Consider the following 19,254-nt stretch of genomic DNA (forward strand, 5'->3'; position numbering starts at 1 on the left):
GTCATCCGCTCAGGTCGCCGCACCGCCGCGCGGGACGCGGTTTCCCGTGGAGGCGAGCGTCCTGGTCGGCGGAGGTCTGACCGTGCGGGGCGTCGTCGAGGGTGATGCCGTGTCCACGATCTTCCTGCCGCGACTCGTCGACTTCTTCCGCCAAGGGCGGCTGCCGCTCGACAGGATCGTCAGCTTCTATCCGTTCGAAAAGATCAACCAGGCGGTCGAGGAGATGGAAGCCGGCGCAATCGTCAAGCCGGTGCTGCGGATGAACTGAACAGGAAACCAGGGGAGGACGCGATGCAGGTGAAGCATTTCTTCCGGACCGCGACCGAGACCTATACGTTGCGCGGCAAGACCATCAAGCAAGGCGATAACCTGCTGCTGGCCTATTCGCCTGCGAACCGGGATGAGGATGCCTTCGAGCGTCCCTTCGCATTTGTTGCCGACCGGACGCCGAACCGCCACGTCGGGTTTGGTTTCGGCATCCACGCCTGTCTTGGAATGTATCTCGCGAAGGTCGAAATGATTGCCTTCATGCGCGAACTGCTCTCGCGCGTCGACGGAATCGAACTTGCTGGCGAGCCGGCCTGGACCGAGACAACCTTCGTCGTCGGCTTGAAGCGGCTTCCAATCCGTTTCTCGCGACTCCATTGGAAGATGGCCGATCTGCGCGCCCGGAAAGCGAGACCGGTAGGTGTGATGTGTGGAGCTGAGGGATGGATCTGACACCGAGCGAAGCGCAACAGATGCTGCGCCATAGCGCGCAACGGTTTATCACTGAACATTGCGAGCCGGCCGCACGTCGCCATGCGATGCAGGATCCTATGGGATTCAAGCGCGAGAACTGGCGCAAGTTTGCGGATCTGGGCTGGCTCGGGCTTCCGTTTCCGGAGGACGTTGGCGGCTTCGGCGGAGGGCCCGTCGAGGTCGCGATCCTGATGGAGGAGTTCGGCCGGGGGCTCGCGACCGAGCCTTATCTATCGACGGTGCTGCTGGCTGGGGCCCTGGTTGCCGAATGCGGCACGGAAGAGCAGCAGAAGGGTCTGCTGCCGGCCATCATCAACGGCGAGCGTCTGTTGTCGTTCGCTCACTACGAGTCGGACGCAAGGGCAGGTCTTTCCGAGGTCCACACCGTGGCGCAGGCTGACAATCATGGTTGGACGCTTCACGGACGCAAGATCGCCGTGCTCGACGCGGTCTCTGCGGACGTCCACATGGTGTCGGCGCGTTTGCCCGGTGCGCAGGGTGCCGGACTTGCTTTCTTCCTGGTGCCGAAGGATGCCGCAGGAGTGACGCTACGCGATGCACCACGCCTCGGTGGAGGCCGCGTCGCGGAACTGACATTCGACCAGGCCCGGCTTGTGCCCGATGCGCGGCTCGGAACCGGTGCGGACGTGCTGCCGACCATCCAGAGCGTCGTCGATCGGGCGATTGTTGCGCTCAGCGCAGAGGCAGCCGGCATGATGAGAAGCATGTTCGACGCCACACTCGACTATACAAAAGTGCGCAAGCAATTCGGTCGGCCGCTCGCGGCCAACCAGGTGATCCGTCACAGGCTGGCCGACATGTATGTTGAATGCGAGGAGGCCCGAGCGATGGCGGCGCGTGCGGCTCTTCTCGTGGGAGCCAATACCGATTCGACGCAGCGGGCGCTCGCCGCGTCCGGCGCCAAGGTGAAAATCGGCCGCTGCGCGCGCAATGTCGCGGAGCAAGCGGTGCAACTCCACGGCGCGATGGGCGTCACGGACGAACTCGATCTCGGCCTTTATTTCAAACGGCTGCTGGTGTTCGAAGCACTTTTCGGAAGCGTGGATTACCATGTGCAGCGTCACGCCGAGCTATTTGGCAACTCCCGAACGGAATGAGATCAGTCATGTCGCTATCGTTCACGGCCGAGGAATTACGGTTCAGAGATGAGGTGCGAGCATTTATCGCGGCGCGTCTTTCTCCCGAGCTGCGCCGGGCCAGCTCTCTCAACGTGTCCTTCTTCTCAGATCCCGATATCGTCGCTCCATGGCAAAGGGCTTTGCATGAGCGAGGTTGGGTCGCACCCGGTTGGCCCCGGGAGCATGGTGGCCCGGGCTGGACGGCGACGCAGCGATGGATCTTCGAATCCGAGTGTGCCGCAGCAGGAACGCCGCAGCTATCCCCCATGGGTATCAAGATGATCGGGCCGGTCTTGATGCGCTTCGGGACCTCGGAGCAAAAGAAGTTCTACTTGCCCCGCATCCTTAGCGGCGAAGATCGGTGGTGCCAGGGCTATTCGGAACCAGGCTCGGGATCGGATCTTGCCTCGCTGAAGACACGTGCCGTTCGCCGGGGCGACCACTACGTCGTCAACGGCACAAAGATCTGGACAACGCATGCGCACTTCGCAAACCGCATGTTCGCGCTGGTCCGAACCAACGACGAGCCGAGGCAACAGGATGGCATCAGCTTTCTGCTCATTGACATGGCATCCCCAGGCATCACCATTCGCCCGATCATGATGATCAGCGGGGACCATGACGTCAATCAAGTGTTCTTCGACGAGGTGAAAGTCCCCCTCACCAATCTCGTCGGCGAGGAAGGGCGGGGATGGACCTGCGGCAAGTATCTGCTTGAATTCGAGCGGGGCGGCGGAATCAACTCGCCGAAACTGAGATATGCGCTCGAGAAGGTGCGGGGATTGGCCAACTCCGGCTTGTCCTACAAGGCGATATTGCTTCAGGAGATCGCAACTAAACTGTCGGAAATCGAGCTCGACGTCCAGACACTGGAGTTCCTCGAATTGCAGGTGTTGTCAGCCCTGCAAAGAGGCGAAAATCCCGGACCGGTGTCGTCCGTCCTCAAGCTGCGTGCGAGCGAGATCCACCAGGCCATCTCGCGCGTGGGAGTTGAAATGGTCGGGCAAAATGCGCTGGTGGAGGAAACGCGCCGTCCTCTCCATGCCCTTAAGGACCGGCCGCTCATCCCGGAAGAAGTCCTAAGCGTGGTGCCCCGGCATCTCAACGGCCGCGCCAACACGATCTTCGGCGGGAGTTCGGAAATCCAGCGCGACATCATTGCCAAGCAGGTGCTCGGGCTTTGAAGGACTGACCGCGTAAACTTGATGCGGCGCGCCGGAGGTCGTCCTGCAAGGTGCCTATCGCCGACGTCAAAGGCCGGGCGCGATCCCAGCCAGTTCTTCACGCGAGTCGAAAGCCGGAGTCCGAAAGTGGCCTCAGACCATAGCGGGGATCTGGCAAGCTTCCGCATATTCCCGCTTTAGCTTCAGAACCAGGTCCGCTACCGCCGGAATTTCGTCGATCAGATCGATCCCTTGTCCCGCGCTCCACAGGTTCTTCCAGGGTTTCGCGCTCTCAGGCAGATGGTCGTGCCGCATGCCCTTGCCCTTCGGCTCGGGCATGGCGTCTGGATTGAGGCCAGCAGCGCGCAACGACGCGGCCAGCCAGTTCGCGGCCACGCCGGCAACCTTCTCCGTGTAAATCAGGTCTGCGGACGTCTGCGATACGATCATGCGCTTGTATTCGTCGGGCGCCAGCGACTCCCTGGTGGCGATGAACCTGGTCCCGAGATAGGCCAGGTCGGCGCCGAGCACTTCCGCCGCACGTATGGTGGCGCCGTCGGAAATGGCCCCGGCCATGACGATCGTCCCGTTGAAGATCGAGCGGACCTTGCGGATCAATGCGAGGTGGCTGATCGTACCGGAGTGGCCGCCACCCCCAGCGCCGATGCAGATCAGGCCGTCGACGCCGGCTGCGATGGCGCGCTCGGCGAACGGGATGCTGGTGATGTCGTGGAAGACCTTTATTCCACGATCATGCGCCTGTTGAACAATGATCCTGGGATTGCCGCCGACGGTGATCACGATGTCAACGCTTTGTTCGGCACATAGATCGAGGTGGCTTCCGACCTCGTCCTCCGGCGTCTTTGCAGACAGGTTCACCGCAAGCGGACCGACCGGTCCCGGCGCCTGCGCGGCATGTTCGCGCAAATCCGCGGAGATCGTGCGCAGCCAGTCAGCGAACTCGTCGAACGAGCGGGCGTTCTGGCGTGGCAGGGCGCCAATCACGCCCGCCTTGCAGGCCTCGCGGACGAGATCAGGGCCGCTGACAAGGAACATCGGTGCGCAGACGGCGGGCAACGAAAGCGATCGCCGAAGCTTTGGATCGAGCGACATGAAGGTGCTTTTGGGCCGTTCGTCAGCCCGGATCCGGGGCGAACATCGCGATCATCGTCCCATCCTCGGCCGGCTTGAATACGACGTGGACACGTTGCCCGATCCGCAGCGAATCGAGGTCGCAATCGACGATATTGCTCAACATCGTAATGCCTTCGTCGAGTCTCACATAAGCGATTGCATATGGGGTGGGGCCGGCACGGCGCGTGACGCTGACGCTGTAGATTTCACCCTTGCCGGTGACGTCGCTCCATTCGGTGTCGCCGAGACAATAGGGGCAAAGCGGCCGCGGATACCAATGCGGCTTGCGGCAGGAAACGCAGATTTTCACGCGAAGCGATCCGCTTGCCGTTGCAGCAAAGAACGGCTCGGTTGCGGGGTCATGCACCGCCGAGCCGAGCGGGCGGTCCTGATACATCGTCGTCATCTCATGCGCGCTCCATGATGAGGGTGGCACTGCCATGGCGCGAGCCGAGCAGGCCGCCGGTGCCCTGGGCCAGGGCAAGGCTGCAATTTGGAACCTGCACCTTGGCGTGGGCTTCGCCGCGCAGTTGGCGGACGGCCTCGATGACCTTGGTGATGCCGCCGCGATTGGCAGGGTGGTTGTTGCAAAGTCCGCCGCCGTCGGTGTTGAACGGCAGCTTGCCGACTCCGGAAATCAGATTGCCGTCCGCGACGAAACGTCCGCCCTTGCCTTTCTCGCAAAATCCGAGATCTTCGATCTGCATCAGCACCGTGATGGTGAAGCTGTCGTAGATCGAGGCATATTGGATGTCGGACGGCCTGACACCGGCTTCCCCGAACGCGCGAGGACCGGACCAGGCTGCGCCCGAGAACGTCAGGTCGACCTGCCCGTTGAGCTGACCTTTGATCGCTTCGCCGGCGCCGAGAACGTTGACGATGGGACGCTTGAGCGAACGCGCGATCTCGGGGCGAACGACGAGCAGGGCACCGCCGCCATCGCTGACGACGCAGCAGTCGAGGCGGCGCAAGGGATCGGAGATCATGGGCGAGGCGAGGACGTCGTCGACCGTGACCTGATCGCGCAACATCGCATTCGGATTGTGCTGCGCGTGGGTCGCGGCCGCGACCTTGATCCATGCCAGCTGTTCGCTCGTCGTGCCGTACTCATACATGTGACGAGCCGCCGCCAGCGCATACATGTTGACCGTCACGGGGGCATAAGGCGCTTCCCAGGGCACATCGGGCGTTCCGGCGCCGACGAGCCTTGGCGCCACGCCGCTCGATCCCTCGCTTCTCGGCCGGCCCGCGAGCGTGATTAGGGCCACGTTGCACTTGCCCATGGCAATCGCCTGGGCGGCATGCGAGACGTGAACCAAATAGGCGGACCCGCCGGTATCGGTGGTGTCCACATGGCGCGGCCGGAGCCCCAGATAGTCCGCCATGCTGTTCGCGCCGAGGCCTGGCGCATCGCCCGCGCAGAAATAGCCGTCGACATCCTCAAGGCGCAGGCCAGCGTCTTCCAGGGCTCCGCGCGCACATTCGGCGTGCAACTGGGCGACCGTCTTGTCCGGTGCTTTTCGGGTGGGGTGCTCGTAGGCGCCCGCGATGCAGGCTTTGCGTCGAATGCTCATCAGATCTCTCGGACTCATGCTCAGCCGGTGGCCGCCATCTGCATCAAGCATCGTTGACCACGACAGGTCAGATATATATCATTGGTTCAACCAAAGACAAATAGGTGCTGGATGGGTTATTTGAGGGCTGTCGGCGATGGTTGATTATGCAAAGACGCGGGCTTGGCGCTCCGGCGACGTCCGCCACGCCTACACGGCAAGAGAGACCATTCTCTACGCGCTCGGTGTCGGTGCGGCGAGCGATCCATCGGACGAGCGGCAACTGCGCCTCGTATACGAAAAGGATCTGGTGCCACTTCCGACCATGGCGACCGTTCTGGCCTCGCCGGGTGCCTGGATGAGGGACAATGCAGAGCTCGGCATCAATTTCGGGCAAATGGTGCATGGGGAGCAGTCTGTGCAGATGCATGCCGCACTTCCTCCAAGCGGAATTCTAATCGGCAAGAGTCGCGTCGCACGGCTTGTCGACAAGGGCGAGGGCAAGGGCGCCATCATGCATGTCGAGAAGGAACTATGGGACGAAGCTGCCAAACGATTGGTGGCCGTCAGTGAGCAGGTGCTCTTCCTTCGCGGCGACGGCGGCTTCTCACAAGCCGCCGGCGGTGACGAACCCGCCGCCGCTCCGACGCCAGTCCCTGATCGTAGGCCGGATCGCGTAATCACGTTACCGACGCGCCCGGACCAGGCCGTGCTTTATCGCCTGTCGGGAGACCTCAATCCCCTGCACATAGACCCCGCGGTTGCCAGCAAGGCCGGCTTCCGGAGGCCCATCCTGCACGGGCTTGCGACTTACGGATTTGCCTGTCGCGGCTTGGTGGAAACCTTCTGCGACGGAGATCCCGCAGGGCTGAAGACGATCCGCGCTCGGATGTCCGCGCCGGTCTTTCCTGGAGACACGATCCAGCTCGAATGCTGGCACCTCGATGACCGCATCGCATTTCAGGCGCGTGTCGTCGAGCGCGATGCGCTGGTTCTCAGTCACGGCTGGGCAACGACCTGATTCGCCCGAAGCGGTGCGCGCACAAGATGTTTGACTTCAACAGAAACTGAGGAACCGGGAATGACAAAAAATATGGTGTCCCTACAAGGCCGGACGATCGTCGTCACCGGCGCCGCACAGGGGATCGGCAAAGCAACGGCCGAACTGGCGATCGAACTCGGGGCGAACGTCGTCGCCGTCGATCTCAACGGAGAGGCGCTTGGGGCCGTCCTGGCGGCATTGCCTGCGGAGCGGGTGATGAAGGTCGTCGGCAGCGTCACGGACGCGGAGTTGGCCGCGAGCACCGTCGCAGATGCCGTCGGTCGGTTCGGTTCGGTGAACGGACTGGTCAACAATGCCGGCATCATTCGTCCCGCGATGATCGAAAAGATGAGCATGCTTCAATGGCGCGAGGTCATCGACGTTCATCTCACGGGCGCGTTCCTCTGGCTGCAGGCGGTGGGACGCCACCTGGTCCAGCGCGCCAAGGACGGCGACGCCTCGGGAGGAGCTATCGTCAACATCTCGTCTGACGCGGGACGAAAGGGGTCGGTAGGCCAGATCAACTATGCCGCCGCCAAGGCCGGACTGCTCGGCATGACCATGACCGCGGCCCGGGAGTGGGGCAAATATAACGTCCGGACCAATTCGATCTGCTTTGGCGTGGTCGAAACGCCGATGACCGAGGTCGTACGCGGCGAGAAATTCCGCGATGGCATGTTGGCGCAGATACCGCTTGCACGCTGGGCGACACCGGACGAAGTGGTGCGGACCGTCTGCTTCCTGCTCTCCGATGCGTCCTCGTACACGACGGGCCAGCACATCGGAGTCAACGGCGGCTTCCACATCAGTCTTTGATCTTACCGCCTTCGTCCCTGCCTTAGCATCTCTATATTCAGCAGTGCCGAAAGGCGCAGGCGAAACTTGCGGTGGGCGCGCACGAGACGCGACCCACCGGCTCTCTTCTTCTAATCCGCCGTCATCGGCTCGCCGGACAGGCTCCAGCTGGTTCCATCGAAAACGGCGATGCGCAGCGTCTTGAACGCCGTGTAATCTTCGGGTGTGGTGCTGATGGTGATACCCGGCAGCATCATCGGCATTCGCTCGCCGTGCAGGGATGTGGCCTTCCGAATCAGGTTCGCCCGGGTCAACTGGTCGCCGCAGGCCTTCAGAACGGCCCCCAGCGCGTTGACGTTCATGTAGGCGACGAGCACCGAGTAATCGTCTGGATTGACCGACGGCGCATACTTCCTGAGAAAAGTCTTGTAGCCCTTGACCTCATCGTCGTCGGCCCAGGCCGGATCGCCCGGCTGCTTGAGAAACTGCGTGGTGACCAGTCCGCGCGAGGCGTCAAGGCCGGCCGGCTTCAGCACCGTCTCGACGGAGGCGGTCGAGCCACCGATGATGTGCAGCGGATGCCAGTCCAGTTCATGAACCTTGCGGATCGACTGCGCCGCGGCCTTGGCCGAAGACTGCTCGATCAGCGTGTCGACGCCGGCGGACTTCAACTGAACGATTTGCGAGTCGATGGTTGGGTCGGAAACTTCATAGGAGGCTTGGGCAACGATCAGAGCCGCCTTCGCGCCGAGTCCCGCGCGTAGCCCCTTGAGATAATCCTTCCCGAAATCGTCGTTCTGATAGAGGACGCCGATCTTCGCCTCCGGCTTGGCCTTGAGGATGTATTTCGCAACGACGCGGCCTTCGGTCTCGAAGTCGGGATAGAGCGGAACGGTCCAGGGAAATTGAGTCGGATCGTTGAAGCGGCGTCCTCCCGCGGTGATGAAGAGTTGCGGCACCTTCCTGGAGTTGAGATACTTCTGGATGGCGACGTTCGGCGCGGTTCCTATCGTGCCGACCTCGGCAAGGACGCCGATATCCTCGATGAGCTTTCGGGATTGCTCGACGGCTTTCGGCGCACTGTAGGCGTTGTCGAGTTGAGTGAAGCTGATCTTGCGTCCGTTGATCCCGCCCCCTTCATTGAGCATGTCGAAGTAGCCGACCACTGCACGTCCTGCCCCTGCGCCGAACGCGGAGGCCGGGCCGCTGAGCGGCGTCGATTGACCGAGCTTGATCTCGGTGTCGCTGGCGCCTGGATCATAAGTCTTCTGGGCATGCGCGGCCGAGAGGGACAGCAGAGTGGCTGCGAATAGAGAGCACGATGTCAGGACCGATGTACGGCTCAAGGGCGTTCCTCCAGGTCTGCGTTTCTTGATTTGGCGGCTATCGAAGCAGTTCGCGCGCGATGACGAGGCGCTGGATCTGGTTCGTTCCCTCGAAGATCTGGGTCAGCTTGGCATCACGCATCATCCGCTCGACCGGATAATCCATGGTGTAGCCGTAGCCGCCGAAGACCTGCACCGCGTCGGTCGTCACCTTCATCGCCATGTCGCTGCTGAAGCACTTGGCCATGCTCGCGAGCAGGTTGAGGCGCTTCCAGTCGCCGGCGTCTCCAGCGCGGGCGCATTCGTAGACCAGCGCACGCGCCGCCTCGATCTGCATGGCCATGTCGGCCAGGATGAACTGGACGCCCTGGAATTCGGAGATGCTCTTCTTGAACTGTTTTCGTTCCTTGGCGTAGGCGAGGCTCGCTTCGAACGCGCCTTGCGCGAGGCCGACGCATTGGGCGCCGATCGTCGGCCGATTGAGGTCGAGCGCGCGCATCGAGGCCTTGAAGCCCTTGCCTTCCTCGCCGACGAGGTTTTCGGCGGGTACGCGGACGTTGTCCAGGAAGATCGGCGTGTTTGGCGCCCCGCGGAAACCCATCTTGCGCTCATGGCGACCGAAGCTGATGCCCGGCATTTTCTTCGGCTCGAGAATGAATGCGCTGATGCCGTCCGAGCCGGGGCTGTCGCTGGTGCGCGCCATCAGAACGATGTAGTCGGCGGCAACGCCGTAGCTGCACCACTGTTTCCTGCCGTTGATGACGTAGCTGTCGCCGTCCTTCCGAGCCCGCGTATTGAGGGCGGAGACGTCCGATCCCGCCTGGGGCTCGGAAATAGCGATGGCCGTGACGACGCCGCCCTCGGCAATGATCGGCAGGAATCGCTTGCGCTGCTCTTCCGACCCGAAGTGCAGCAGCGGCATGATGAACATCGTGTTGAGGCCGGCAATCGACGCGCAGGCCGGCGAGACTTTCGCGATTTCCTCGCGTGCGATGCACATCATGGTGAGATTGCCGTTGGGACCGCCATACTGCTCGGGCACCCAGAGTTGCATCAGCCCCATCTCGCCGAAAATCTTGACGATCTCCTCGGGGAAGCGATCCGTCGCGTCGATCTCGGCGGCGATCGGGGCGACGTGCTTGGCAACAACTTTCTGAACGCTGTCGCGAAAGGCGACCTGCTCCTCGGTCAAGCTCATAATGGGGGCGCCCTCCTTGCCTAGTTGATATCAATGGTTGGACCAATATATCTTTGACCTAGGGGACTGGCAAGTAGGTCGGGCGCCGAAAGGCTCCCGGCGTCTTCTCCGGCCGCCTCCGGCCGCGCCCTACCCGGCGACATCCGAGAGCGGCAAAATCAGCTGAACCGCCAGACCGGACACGGCATCAATATCTGAAGGTGGACGCCGAAGCGCGGCAGTCCCCAACGAGACGTCGCGGAGGCATAAGAGCCCGAGCAGGGGTGCTGAGGTCTCCAAACGGCAGGACAAGGAGATCGCGCTGGCGCGATAGGCCCGCGCGACCAGCCGACGGCATCGCCGAGGCGACCGGCGTCACTCTTCCGGCGCGCCGGCGACGGGGGAGGCCTTTGCGATCGCGAGCAGGCACTTCAGGAAATGAGCCCGATCCTCCTTGCGCAGGGGTACCAGCATCAGGCTCTGCAGCTCGGCTGCCGCCGGAATGACCGCTAGCAAAGCTTCCTCGCCCTTGGCGGTAATCTGAATCTGAATGGAACGGCGATCTTCCGGACTGCTCTTCTTTGAGACCAGCCGCCGCACGGCCATGCGCTTGAGCATCTCGCTGAGTGTGTTCCGGTCACAACTGATGCGGTCGGCGAGAACGGACGCCGTCATCGGACCCCGCTGGTAGAGCGCCATGAGCACGCCGAACTGCCGCGGCGTGATGTCGCTCTGTCTGGTCAGGCTCTGATAGAGGCCGTCATACCGGGCCTCGAGCAGCCGCAGCAGAAATCCGATGCCGCCTTCCAATTGCCAGGTGCGCGCAAGCTCCGCTGCTGAATCCTTCTCCGTGCGTCCGCTCGCGCTCATGTGCTTTCAACCTCGCTCCGATTCCTGACGGTCGCCTCGCGGGTAACAGCTTGGGTCGGCGAGCTCAACTCTACCGCAATGCGGCGTAATTGGCCGAATTAGAGCCATTGCAAGCGGAAGCGAATTATAATACGTATACGTATTAATTGCCAGGGAGGTCACGTTGCATCTGCGCGAATTGCTGGCGGTCCCTTATCTGCTCGAAGCAGAAGCTGTGGAGAGGGCGCCCGGACAATGGCTGATCCGCCTCGCTTATCCGGAACTACCGGGCTGCGCGGCGGAAGGCGCGGTGGTCGAACAAGCGCTCCGGGATCTCGAACGGCGACGGATCGAAATCATCGTCGGCCTGGTCGAGCAAGGCCGGCAGCCTCCGATACCGCGCCAACCGCTCGTAACATCCGATCCACTCTGGACAGTACGCGACCTCGGCCTGGCGGAGCGCGTGGCTCCACTGCTCACCACGGCAAACCCATAACGGCGACCCGATGCCTTCGATTCGAATGGAGAACTGTCATGCTCTCACATGAAGACAATGAGCGGCTGGTGCGAGTCGGAAAGGGCACACCGCTTGGCGAACTCTTCCGTCTCTACTGGATTCCGTTTTTGCCTTCGGCCGATCTGACCCCGGACGGACAGCCGCGGCGGATCCGGTTGCTCGGCGAGGATCTGGTCGCTTTCAGGGATTCCGAGGGGCGCGTGGGCCTGGTCGACCAAGCCTGCCCGCATCGGGGCGCTCCGCTGATCTTCGGGCGCAACGAGGATTGCGGGCTGCGATGCGTCTATCACGGTTGGAAGTTCGACGTGACGGGGGCCGTCACGGATATGCCGGCAGAGCCGGTGCGTAGCCGTCTCAAGGAGCGGGTGCGCATCAAGGCGTACCAGTGCCGCGAGCGCAACGGCATGATCTGGACCTATATGGGGCCAGACCAGGCTGATCCGCCGCCGCTTCCGAACGTCGAATGGAATCTCGTGCCGCAGGAGCAGGTGCATGTCAGCCTGCGCGTCCAGGAGTGCAACTGGCTTCAGGCCGTGGAAGGCGAGATCGATTCGGCGCACGCGCCGTTGCTCCACGGCCGCCTGGACGCCCAAGGCACGACGAGTGCGTGGATCCAGAAGCGGGACCTTCGCCCGACATTCGAATGCATCAAGCAGAATTTCGGGATGAGCATCGCTGCGCGGCGCAACTACGACGCCAACACGCTCTACTGGCGCGTGAATCAGTTCATGCTGCCGTTCTACACGCTGGTCCCGCCGCTGTCTCCGTTCCCGGATCTCAGCGGGCACGCCTGGGTGCCGATCGACGACGAGAACACGCTCTGCATCATGTTCTCATACCATCCTTCCGAGCCGCTCCGCCCCAAGACACGGCAGATCTTCGCGGAAGGGCACAATGGCCGCGAAAGCGGGCACGCCAGTCGCAACGCGCTCGTTCAGCATCCCGTGACGGTCCCCTATGCCGGTTACTGGACCAGGTACAATCCGCAGAACGGCTTCCAATTCGACCACGAGGCCCAGCGCTCGACCTGGTTCTCGGGCTTGCCCGGGCTGTGGGTGCAGGACGGTGCCTGCCAGAGCGGCGTTTCACCGATCTTCGACCGTACAAAAGAAAATCTTTGCTCGAGCGATACCGGCATCGCGATGACGCGCCGTTTCATCCTCGAAGCGCTGGGCGCCTATCGCGATCATGGCACCAAACCAAAGGGCGTGGCTGACCCCGATGTCTTCATGGTGCGAGCCGTGTCCTTGCGACTTCCTCCGGAGGATTCCTGGGTCGACGTCGGCGCGCCGTTCATGCGGGCCAGGCTCGGCGCCGATTTCGGATACGAGATGTGAGTCGGACGTCCTCTCAACTGGCGGAGGATGGCGCCATGACCGAGCGTGTCATCCCGGTTCGCATCAAGCGCATGACCTACGAGGCCGAACGCATCAATTCCTACGAGTTGGTGCCGCCGGGCGGAGGCGAGCTCGATCCGTTCACGGCCGGCAGTCACATCGATCTGCACCTACCCGACAAGATGATCCGGAGCTATTCGCTGTTGAACGACCAGCGCGAGCGGCATCGCTACGTCATCGCGGTCAACAAGGACGCCGCGAGCCGGGGAGGGGCGAGCTTCCTCCATGACCATGTCAGGGTCGGAGATATTTTGACGGTTTCGGCTCCTAAGAACAATTTTCCGCTCCGCGAAGATGCGGAGACATCCGTCCTGGTCGCCGGGGGCATCGGCATCACGCCGTTGCTGTCGATGATCCGCCGGCTTGAATTTCTGGGACGCCGCTGGGACCTGTTCTATGCCGCGAGGACGCGTGCTGCGGCGGCGTTTCTCGATGAAATCGGGAGCCTGCGGCCTAACGTCCATCTGAATCTGCACGTCGACATTGACGACGAACGCTCGGGGCGGATGTTCGACCTGGCGTCGATCGTCAAACAGGCGCCCGCGCAAGCTCATCTGTACTGCTGTGGCCCCGCGCCGATGCTGAAGGCGTTCGAGGCCGCCGCGGCCGACCGTCCCGAGGGTTGCGTCCACGTCGAGTATTTCCAGGCCAGGGAGGCCCCGGCGCTCGAGGGAGGCTTCGAGGTCAAGCTGGCCAGAAGCAACCGCACCGTCGCAGTGGAAGCTGGCAAAACTATTTTGGATTCGCTCCTCGAGGCCGGCATCTCTCCCAGCTACGCCTGCAGCGAGGGTGTCTGCGGCACCTGCGAGACGCGTGTGCTGGACGGAACACCGGATCATCGCGACCAGTATCTGAGCGAGGAAGAGCAGGCCTCCAACAAGACGATCATGATCTGCTGCTCGGGCTCCAGGACGCGCACGCTCGTTTTGGACCTCTAGCGGAATACAACAATAATCAAGGGATGAAACGCATGGGATCTGTATCGCGAATTGTCGGAGGCCTGATGATCGCTGCCGTGTGTTCGCCGGCGCTGGCGGATTCTGCTCGCGTCATGAAGATCGGCATTCTCAACGATGCCTCAGGTCCGTATTCGGACAATGCCGGCGAGGGCTCGGTCACCGCAGCGAAGATGGCGGCTGAAGAGTTCATGAAGGCCAATCCCGGCTTCAAGGTGGAGATCATTTCGGCAGATCACCAGAACAAGGCCGATATCGGCGCCGCGATCGCCCGGCGCTGGATGGACCAGGACGGCGTCGACGCGGTTGCGGATGTCCCCAATTCGGCGGTCGGGCTCGCCGTCAATGAGGTCGTGCGCGGCAGCAAGGTCGCGTTGATCGCGTCCAGCGCGGCGTCGTCGGATCTGACTGGAAAATTCTGCTCGCCCAATACCATCCAGTGGACGTTCGACACCTGGGCTTCCTCGCACACGATCGGCGAGTATCTCGTCGGTCGCGGCGGCAAGAAATGGTACTTCATCGCCACCGACAACGCGCTCGGAAAGTCGATGGTCCGCGATGGAACGTCCGTCATCACCGCCGGCGGCGGCAGCGTGTTCGGATCGGTGAACGTGCCGATCAACAGCCCGGACTATGCCTCGTTCATTCTCCAGGCCGACGCCTCCGGCGCGGACGTGATCGCGTTCGCAACCGCGGGCGGCGATACGGTCAATCTCATCAAGCAATCGGCCGAATTCGGCCTGAAGGAGAAGGGACGGCAATTTGCGGCCCTGCTGGCGACGACCAACGACATCGAATCGAGCGGGCTTGCGACAGCGCAGGGCATGATCATCACCCAGCCGTTCTACTGGGATCTCAATGATGCCAGCCGTGCCTGGTCGGCGAAGTTCAGCGAGCGCCAGCACGGCCACTCGCCCACCGCCTTTCATGCCGGTGTCTATTCCTCCGTCATGGCCTATCTGAACGCGGCACACGAGGCCGGAACGAACGACGCGCAGGCCGTCATCCGCAAGATGAAGGAAAAGCCGATTGACGATGCGCTGTACGGTCGCGTCGTGGTCCGTCCGGATGGCCGCGCGATCCACAACATGTATATCCTCAAGGCCAAGGACCCCAAGACGTCAAAAGGCAAATGGGACCTGCTGGAAAACATCGGTGTTCTCTCCGGGCCCGAGGCGTTTCGGCCGCTCGATCAAGGCGGCTGCACGCTGGTCGAGAGCACAAAAGCGAATTGACCGACGCGACATCGCGCCGCGATGTCAAACGACAGCAATTTACCGGATGACACCATGTTGAATCAGCTTGAAGCGGAATTCCCTGAACATACGCCCCGTCCTTCCGGCGCGCCAAAAGCGCTGGGCGGCATCAGGGTGATCGACTTCTCGCACTTCATCGCCGGACCGTTCGCGACGATGATACTCGCCGATATGGGAGCGGAGGTCATCAAGATCGAGGTGCCGGGCCGCGGCGATGATCTTCGCCGCTACCCACCCGTGGACAAGGAGCTCGGGCTCGGCGCTCCGTTTCTCTGGACCAACCGCAACAAGCGCAGTGTCGCGCTCGATCTCAAATCGGAGAGCGCAGTCGGCATCGTGCGGGAGTTGATTGCGACGGCGGACGTGATCGTCGAGAATTTCTCGACGGGCGTCATGGAGCGCCTCGGACTGGATTATCAAAGCTGCCGCAAGATCAGGCCGCAGATCATTTATTGCTCGGTCTCGGCCTACGGGCGCGACGGTCCGTATGCGGATCGGCTGGGTTTCGATCCCATCGCCCAGGTCGAAAGCGGCTTCGTATCGATGAACGGCTACGCCGATCGCGAGGGCGTACGTGCCTTGTCGCCGGTCATGGACATCAGCACGGCGATGATGGCGGGCAATGCGATCCTCGGGGCCCTGGTCGCTCGCGAGCGCACCGGCCTGGGACAGGCGGTCGAGCTTTCGCTGTTCGACAGCGCCGTCCTGATGACCGGCTACGCAACGATGCAGCATCTGTTCACCGGTGCCAATCCTCAACGGGGTGGAAATACCAGTCCGGACACGTGCCCGTCCGGCGTGTTTCAGGCCAAGGACTGCGCGTTCTACATCAATTGCGGAAACGACAAGATATTTCAGCGTCTGATGTCGCAGGTCCTTGATCGTGACGATCTGGCTTCGGCGGAGATCTACGCGACGGGGTCTGATCGGATCGGGCGTCGCGACGAGCTGTTTGCGCTTCTCGGCGAAGCATTTGCGCAGCAACCATGGGCGCACTGGCAGGCGCGGATGAGGGCCGCCGGCGTTCCGCACGGACAGGTGCGAAGCGTGGGCGACGCGATCCGATCCCCCGAGGCCAGGGAACGCCGGATCGTCACGCGCATTCCGCACGACAGGGTGGGTTGGGTGCCGAATGTCAGCCTCCCGATCCGCTATTCAGAGACGCCCATTGCCGATCCGGTGGCGGCTCCCGCGGTCGGACAGCATACGGAGAGCGTGCTTCGCGAATTGCTTGGTTATGACGACAGGCGGATGGCAAGCTTGGCGGAGGCCGGAGCGTTCGGTCCGAATGCGCCGCGAGGCAGCAAGGCCTGATGTCAAAGCCGGGCGACCAGCGGACGCTCAGGGGCCGCGTTGCCGTGGTCGGCATCGGCGAGACCGATTATTATCGCCACGGCACGTCGCCGGATCCGGAGTTCAAGCTCGCGTTGAAGGCCATTCTCGCCGCGTGCAAGGACGCAGGACTTGATCCGCGCGACATCGACGGATTCTCGTCCTACGGCGACGATCGAAACGAAGCCTCGCGGTTGGCCGCGGCGCTCGGCACGCACCGGCTTCGTACGACGACGATGCAATGGGGCGGTGGAGGAGGCGGCTGCTGCGCCGCAGTGGCCAACGCTGCGGCCTCCATTGTGGCCGGGCTGGCCGACTGCGTCGTGGTGTTTCGCGCATTGGCGCAGGGCCAATATGGCCGCTTCGGACAGGTCGGCGGCACCGAGACCATTTTTGGTGAAAAGGCCTATCTGATGCCGTATGGCGTCCTGGCTCCGCCGCAGCGCTTTGCGATGAAGGTGCAGCGCTACATGCACGAGCATGGCGTCAGCCAGGGAGCTTTGCGCGCGATCGCGCTCGCGTCGTATCGCCACGCCCAGTCAAACCCGCGCGCTGTCATGCATGGCAAGCCCCTCGACATCGAAAAATACGATGCCTCGCGCTGGATCGTCGAACCGTTTCATCTCTACGATTGCTGCATGGAGAACGACGGCGCCGCCGCGCTGGTCGTTGTTTCGCAGGAGCGTGCGCGCGAGTTTCGGCAGAAGCCGGTCTTCGTGCTTGGCGCAGCCATGGGCGCAGGACACCGCAGCGGAGCCATTCCCCACAATGCGCCGAGCTACGCCAGCGCCGGCTTCGACACGGTTGCTCCGGATCTTTATCGCATGGCCGGGCTAGGCCCTTCCGATGTCGGAACGGTTCAAGCCTACGAAAACTTCACCGGAGGTGTCGTCATGGCGCTCGCCGAGCATGGTTTCTTCGAGCCTGAGCAGGCCAATGATTTTCTCACACTCGAAAATCTCACCGCGCCATCAGGGCGGCTTCCCCTGAACACCAGCGGTGGCAATCTTGCCGAATGCTATATGCACGGCCTTGAGCTCGTGCTCGAGGCCGTGCGCCAGGTCCGCGGCACCTCGACCAACCAGGCCGAGCGGAACGACGTGGCCATGGTCATTGGCGGTCCGATGGTCACGCCGGTCAGCAATCTGCTCCTCGGCTCGGAGGCGACGCTGTGAGCGTCCCGGAGAACGTGTCCTATTTTCCCAAGGGGCTTCCGATCCCGGTGGCTGAGCCCGACGGCCTGTCGTCGCCTTACTGGGCGGGGTTGCGCGAAAGCCGGCTTCTCGTCCAGCGCTGTGGCGGCTGTGGTGCTTGGCAATTCGGCCCCGAATGGATCTGCCATCGATGCCACGCTTTCGATCTGGAATGGGTTGAGGTCGCTCCGCTCGGCCGCATTTTCAGCTGGGAGCGGGTCTGGCATCCGTCGCATGCAGCGCTCCGGCAGCACGGCCCCTATCTCGCCGTCCTGGTCGAGCTTCCGCATGCCGGCGGCATCCGCATGGTAGGGAATCTCCTGGGCGACCCACGGCAGGCGGTCACAATCGGCACCGAGGTTTTTGGCGTGTTCGAGCATCATCCCGATTCTGATCCGCCATATTCGCTGCTGCAGTGGCTCCTCTAATGGCCCCTTTCAAGATCGGCTTGACCGTCTGGCACCGTCGCGAGCGCCGTCTACGGCAGAGCGATCTTTCCACAGCCGCAAGAGCAAATCCCGTTTTCGGTCGCAGTTTCAGTCTTGGATTGTAAATCCGCGCTGCCACAAAGTTCACGTCGTCGACGGGGGCGATTGAGCAGTGCGAATCCGATCTAGTAGCCGTCGTCGCCGGCACAAATGGTAATGGAGACAAAACCGGGACCTTCTCAGTTCGTCGCCTACGCGAAGGCCAACCCGGGCAAGGTCAATTTCGGTTCCCCCGGCCCCGGCACTGCCCAGCACCTCGCCCGCGAGATGTTCCAGGCGGCCGTCGGTGACGCCGCCGGCCCCGAACGGCACCACCCAGGTGATCGCACGGTTCGGCCAGGATTCCGCGGCCGTCTGGGCCCTCGCGGTACCCGCCTGGAGCGCCAGAATCGTCGCGGCAACGAGACACAGCAGCGCTCTCATCACCGTCGATCCGGGGCAACTGGTTTTCGCCAGCGATTCCATGGCTGCAGTCCCCCTCGCTGCAATGTGGCCGTTTATGGCCATGTTGAGTGAACGCTACAGCTTTGAGAGCCCTGCAACCATTCGCGCAATCTGAGCATCTCTTTTGCAGAATATGAAAAGATCGATGAATCGCCTTCAGGGTTGGACCTTCAGGCCTTGGACCTGTTTGTCAGAACCGTCCGCGAGGGCAGCGTCTCGGCGGCCGGCCATGGCGATGGGTTCGCCGATGTCATGGGGGTGACGAGGATCGCGCTCTTGCCGCGCTCGGCGATGACGCCACGCGCATCGCTCCTGGAATTTGCCCGACGAGGCAGACGAATTCGGACTCCCGTAAGTCATTGATCTTTCAGCCCCCGGCTACTGTGCATGGGGTTGTTTTCGCGTTTATTGTTGTCCGAGGTCATAAGACCCCGCTCAGGGTGCTAATAGCTTGAACCAACTCCCCGCCCGCTCCGACCCAGCAATGCCCCGCCATCCGGCGGCACCGAGGTAATCCACCACGATGTTCGAGAAGACCTACCGGGACCGCCTGGACGCTGATCTTGCGCGATGGGAGGCCGATGGCGTGATTGCGCCGGCGGCGGTCGCCTCGATCCGCAATGCGCTGCCGCCACTGCCTGCGGGCATCAACATCGCCGTCGTCGTCGGCATCGTCGGCGGCTTGTTGATCGCGGCCGCGTTCCTTGCCTTCGTGGCGGCGCACTGGACGGAGATCGCGCGGCTGCTGCGGTT

20 protein-coding genes and 2 pseudogenes are annotated in these 19,254 nt (G+C 62.6%); 16 read left to right on the top strand and 6 right to left on the bottom strand.

Annotation, left to right across the window (positions count from 1 at the left end; translation table 11 throughout):
• From MOV75_RS06865 to MOV75_RS06880, 4 genes and pseudogenes are all read left to right on the top strand, one after another.
• Nucleotides 1–268: pseudogene (locus MOV75_RS06865) on the top strand (NAD(P)-dependent alcohol dehydrogenase); the annotation flags it as partial.
• 23 nt (nt 269–291) lie between these two features.
• On the top strand, nt 292–720 hold the full coding sequence (locus tag MOV75_RS06870) for a cytochrome P450 (RefSeq protein ID WP_258719521.1): 429 nt from the start codon (nt 292–294) through the stop codon (nt 718–720).
• Nucleotides 711–1,859 carry an acyl-CoA dehydrogenase family protein gene (locus MOV75_RS06875; RefSeq protein ID WP_247005261.1) on the top strand — a complete coding sequence of 383 codons (1,149 nt, stop codon included), beginning with the start codon at nt 711–713 and terminating at the stop codon, nt 1,857–1,859. Before MOV75_RS06870 ends, MOV75_RS06875 begins: the two co-directional genes overlap by 10 nt.
• Nucleotides 1,860–1,867: 8 nt before the next feature.
• On the top strand, nt 1,868–3,064 hold the full coding sequence (locus tag MOV75_RS06880) for an acyl-CoA dehydrogenase family protein (RefSeq protein ID WP_246921357.1): 1,197 nt from the start codon (nt 1,868–1,870) through the stop codon (nt 3,062–3,064).
• Nucleotides 3,065–3,196: 132 nt separating this feature from the next.
• Here the strand turns inward: MOV75_RS06880 and MOV75_RS06885 are convergent, their stop codons facing one another.
• The 3 genes from MOV75_RS06885 to MOV75_RS06895 are packed head-to-tail and all read right to left on the bottom strand — an operon-like array spanning nt 3,197 to nt 5,751.
• Complete coding sequence (locus MOV75_RS06885; protein WP_246921360.1) at nt 3,197–4,120, bottom strand: nitronate monooxygenase family protein; 924 nt, start codon at nt 4,118–4,120, stop codon at nt 3,197–3,199.
• A gap of 58 nt (nt 4,121–4,178) precedes the next feature.
• Entirely contained in the window at nt 4,179–4,583 is a 405-nt protein-coding gene (locus MOV75_RS06890; RefSeq protein WP_246921363.1) for a Zn-ribbon domain-containing OB-fold protein, read from the bottom strand.
• 1 nt (nt 4,584) lies between these two features.
• Nucleotides 4,585–5,751 carry a thiolase domain-containing protein gene (locus MOV75_RS06895; protein WP_246921365.1) on the bottom strand — a complete coding sequence of 389 codons (1,167 nt, stop codon included), beginning with the start codon at nt 5,749–5,751 and terminating at the stop codon, nt 4,585–4,587.
• A gap of 136 nt (nt 5,752–5,887) precedes the next feature.
• On the opposite strand from MOV75_RS06895, the gene MOV75_RS06900 reads away from it, so the two are divergent.
• Nucleotides 5,888–6,751, top strand: coding sequence for a MaoC/PaaZ C-terminal domain-containing protein (locus tag MOV75_RS06900; RefSeq protein ID WP_246921368.1), 864 nt, complete (start codon nt 5,888–5,890; stop codon nt 6,749–6,751).
• Nucleotides 6,752–6,811: 60 nt separating this feature from the next.
• The gene (locus tag MOV75_RS06905) at nt 6,812–7,588 is read left to right on the top strand and encodes an SDR family NAD(P)-dependent oxidoreductase (protein WP_246921370.1); all 777 of its coding nucleotides are present in this window, start codon (nt 6,812–6,814) and stop codon (nt 7,586–7,588) included.
• A gap of 110 nt (nt 7,589–7,698) precedes the next feature.
• Here the strand turns inward: MOV75_RS06905 and MOV75_RS06910 are convergent, their stop codons facing one another.
• The 3 genes from MOV75_RS06910 to MOV75_RS06920 all read right to left on the bottom strand — a co-directional run bounded on the left by MOV75_RS06910 (nt 7,699) and on the right by MOV75_RS06920 (nt 10,939).
• Entirely contained in the window at nt 7,699–8,913 is a 1,215-nt protein-coding gene (locus MOV75_RS06910; protein WP_246921375.1) for an ABC transporter substrate-binding protein, read from the bottom strand.
• Between the two features lie 37 nt (nt 8,914–8,950).
• Nucleotides 8,951–10,090, bottom strand: coding sequence for an acyl-CoA dehydrogenase family protein (locus MOV75_RS06915; protein WP_246921378.1), 1,140 nt, complete (start codon nt 10,088–10,090; stop codon nt 8,951–8,953).
• A 354-nt stretch (nt 10,091–10,444) separates the two neighbouring features.
• Nucleotides 10,445–10,939 (bottom strand): MarR family winged helix-turn-helix transcriptional regulator, encoded by a 495-nt coding sequence (locus MOV75_RS06920; RefSeq protein WP_246921380.1) that lies wholly within the window; start codon nt 10,937–10,939, stop codon nt 10,445–10,447.
• Between the two features lie 163 nt (nt 10,940–11,102).
• Here MOV75_RS06920 and MOV75_RS06925 point away from each other — a divergent pair, with 163 nt between their 5' ends.
• The 10 genes and pseudogenes from MOV75_RS06925 to MOV75_RS06970 all read left to right on the top strand — a co-directional run.
• Entirely contained in the window at nt 11,103–11,414 is a 312-nt protein-coding gene (locus MOV75_RS06925; RefSeq protein ID WP_247005262.1) for a type II toxin-antitoxin system HicB family antitoxin, read from the top strand.
• A gap of 38 nt (nt 11,415–11,452) precedes the next feature.
• Nucleotides 11,453–12,772: a Rieske 2Fe-2S domain-containing protein gene (locus tag MOV75_RS06930; RefSeq protein WP_247005263.1), complete on the top strand. Its 1,320-nt coding sequence runs from the start codon at nt 11,453–11,455 to the stop codon at nt 12,770–12,772.
• 35 nt (nt 12,773–12,807) lie between these two features.
• Nucleotides 12,808–13,770: a PDR/VanB family oxidoreductase gene (locus tag MOV75_RS06935; protein WP_246921387.1), complete on the top strand. Its 963-nt coding sequence runs from the start codon at nt 12,808–12,810 to the stop codon at nt 13,768–13,770.
• A 65-nt stretch (nt 13,771–13,835) separates the two neighbouring features.
• Nucleotides 13,836–15,023, top strand: coding sequence for an ABC transporter substrate-binding protein (locus tag MOV75_RS06940; RefSeq protein ID WP_246921389.1), 1,188 nt, complete (start codon nt 13,836–13,838; stop codon nt 15,021–15,023).
• 54 nt (nt 15,024–15,077) lie between these two features.
• Complete coding sequence (locus MOV75_RS06945) at nt 15,078–16,358, top strand: CaiB/BaiF CoA-transferase family protein (RefSeq protein WP_247005264.1); 1,281 nt, start codon at nt 15,078–15,080, stop codon at nt 16,356–16,358.
• The gene (locus MOV75_RS06950) at nt 16,358–17,551 is read left to right on the top strand and encodes an acetyl-CoA acetyltransferase (protein ID WP_247005265.1); all 1,194 of its coding nucleotides are present in this window, start codon (nt 16,358–16,360) and stop codon (nt 17,549–17,551) included. Before MOV75_RS06945 ends, MOV75_RS06950 begins: the two co-directional genes overlap by 1 nt.
• Entirely contained in the window at nt 17,548–17,997 is a 450-nt protein-coding gene (locus MOV75_RS06955; protein ID WP_247005266.1) for a Zn-ribbon domain-containing OB-fold protein, read from the top strand. The genes MOV75_RS06950 and MOV75_RS06955 overlap by 4 nt, the downstream gene beginning before the upstream one ends.
• Before the next feature lie 243 nt (nt 17,998–18,240).
• Nucleotides 18,241–18,336: pseudogene (locus tag MOV75_RS06960) on the top strand (tripartite tricarboxylate transporter substrate-binding protein); the annotation flags it as partial.
• A gap of 7 nt (nt 18,337–18,343) precedes the next feature.
• Nucleotides 18,344–18,616, top strand: a complete 273-nt coding sequence (locus tag MOV75_RS06965; RefSeq protein WP_246921405.1) for a hypothetical protein — start codon at nt 18,344–18,346, stop codon at nt 18,614–18,616.
• A 408-nt stretch (nt 18,617–19,024) separates the two neighbouring features.
• Nucleotides 19,025–19,254, top strand: a 230-nt coding sequence (locus MOV75_RS06970) for a DUF2157 domain-containing protein (RefSeq protein ID WP_369010444.1), incomplete at its 3' end; no start/stop codon positions are given.

This window comes from Bradyrhizobium sp. PRIMUS42 (assembly GCF_023006515.1).
GTDB lineage: Bacteria > Pseudomonadota > Alphaproteobacteria > Rhizobiales > Xanthobacteraceae > Bradyrhizobium.

What these genes read in the sequence shown, in the direction of transcription:
- MOV75_RS06930 (WP_247005263.1), top strand. Translation starts at nt 11,453, where the DNA reads ATGCTCTCACATGAAGACAATGAGCGGCTGGTGCGAGTCGGAAAGGGC.
- MOV75_RS06895 (WP_246921365.1), bottom strand. Translation starts at nt 5,751, where the DNA reads ATGAGCATTCGACGCAAAGCCTGCATCGCGGGCGCCTACGAGCACCCC.
- MOV75_RS06875 (WP_247005261.1), top strand. Translation starts at nt 711, where the DNA reads ATGGATCTGACACCGAGCGAAGCGCAACAGATGCTGCGCCATAGCGCG.
- MOV75_RS06880 (WP_246921357.1), top strand. Translation starts at nt 1,868, where the DNA reads ATGTCGCTATCGTTCACGGCCGAGGAATTACGGTTCAGAGATGAGGTG.
- MOV75_RS06870 (WP_258719521.1), top strand. Translation starts at nt 292, where the DNA reads ATGCAGGTGAAGCATTTCTTCCGGACCGCGACCGAGACCTATACGTTG.
- MOV75_RS06890 (WP_246921363.1), bottom strand. Translation starts at nt 4,583, where the DNA reads ATGACGACGATGTATCAGGACCGCCCGCTCGGCTCGGCGGTGCATGAC.
- MOV75_RS06900 (WP_246921368.1), top strand. Translation starts at nt 5,888, where the DNA reads ATGGTTGATTATGCAAAGACGCGGGCTTGGCGCTCCGGCGACGTCCGC.
- MOV75_RS06935 (WP_246921387.1), top strand. Translation starts at nt 12,808, where the DNA reads ATGACCGAGCGTGTCATCCCGGTTCGCATCAAGCGCATGACCTACGAG.
- MOV75_RS06950 (WP_247005265.1), top strand. Translation starts at nt 16,358, where the DNA reads ATGTCAAAGCCGGGCGACCAGCGGACGCTCAGGGGCCGCGTTGCCGTG.
- MOV75_RS06905 (WP_246921370.1), top strand. Translation starts at nt 6,812, where the DNA reads ATGACAAAAAATATGGTGTCCCTACAAGGCCGGACGATCGTCGTCACC.
- MOV75_RS06940 (WP_246921389.1), top strand. Translation starts at nt 13,836, where the DNA reads ATGATCGCTGCCGTGTGTTCGCCGGCGCTGGCGGATTCTGCTCGCGTC.
- MOV75_RS06920 (WP_246921380.1), bottom strand. Translation starts at nt 10,939, where the DNA reads ATGAGCGCGAGCGGACGCACGGAGAAGGATTCAGCAGCGGAGCTTGCG.
- MOV75_RS06945 (WP_247005264.1), top strand. Translation starts at nt 15,078, where the DNA reads ATGTTGAATCAGCTTGAAGCGGAATTCCCTGAACATACGCCCCGTCCT.
- MOV75_RS06915 (WP_246921378.1), bottom strand. Translation starts at nt 10,090, where the DNA reads ATGAGCTTGACCGAGGAGCAGGTCGCCTTTCGCGACAGCGTTCAGAAA.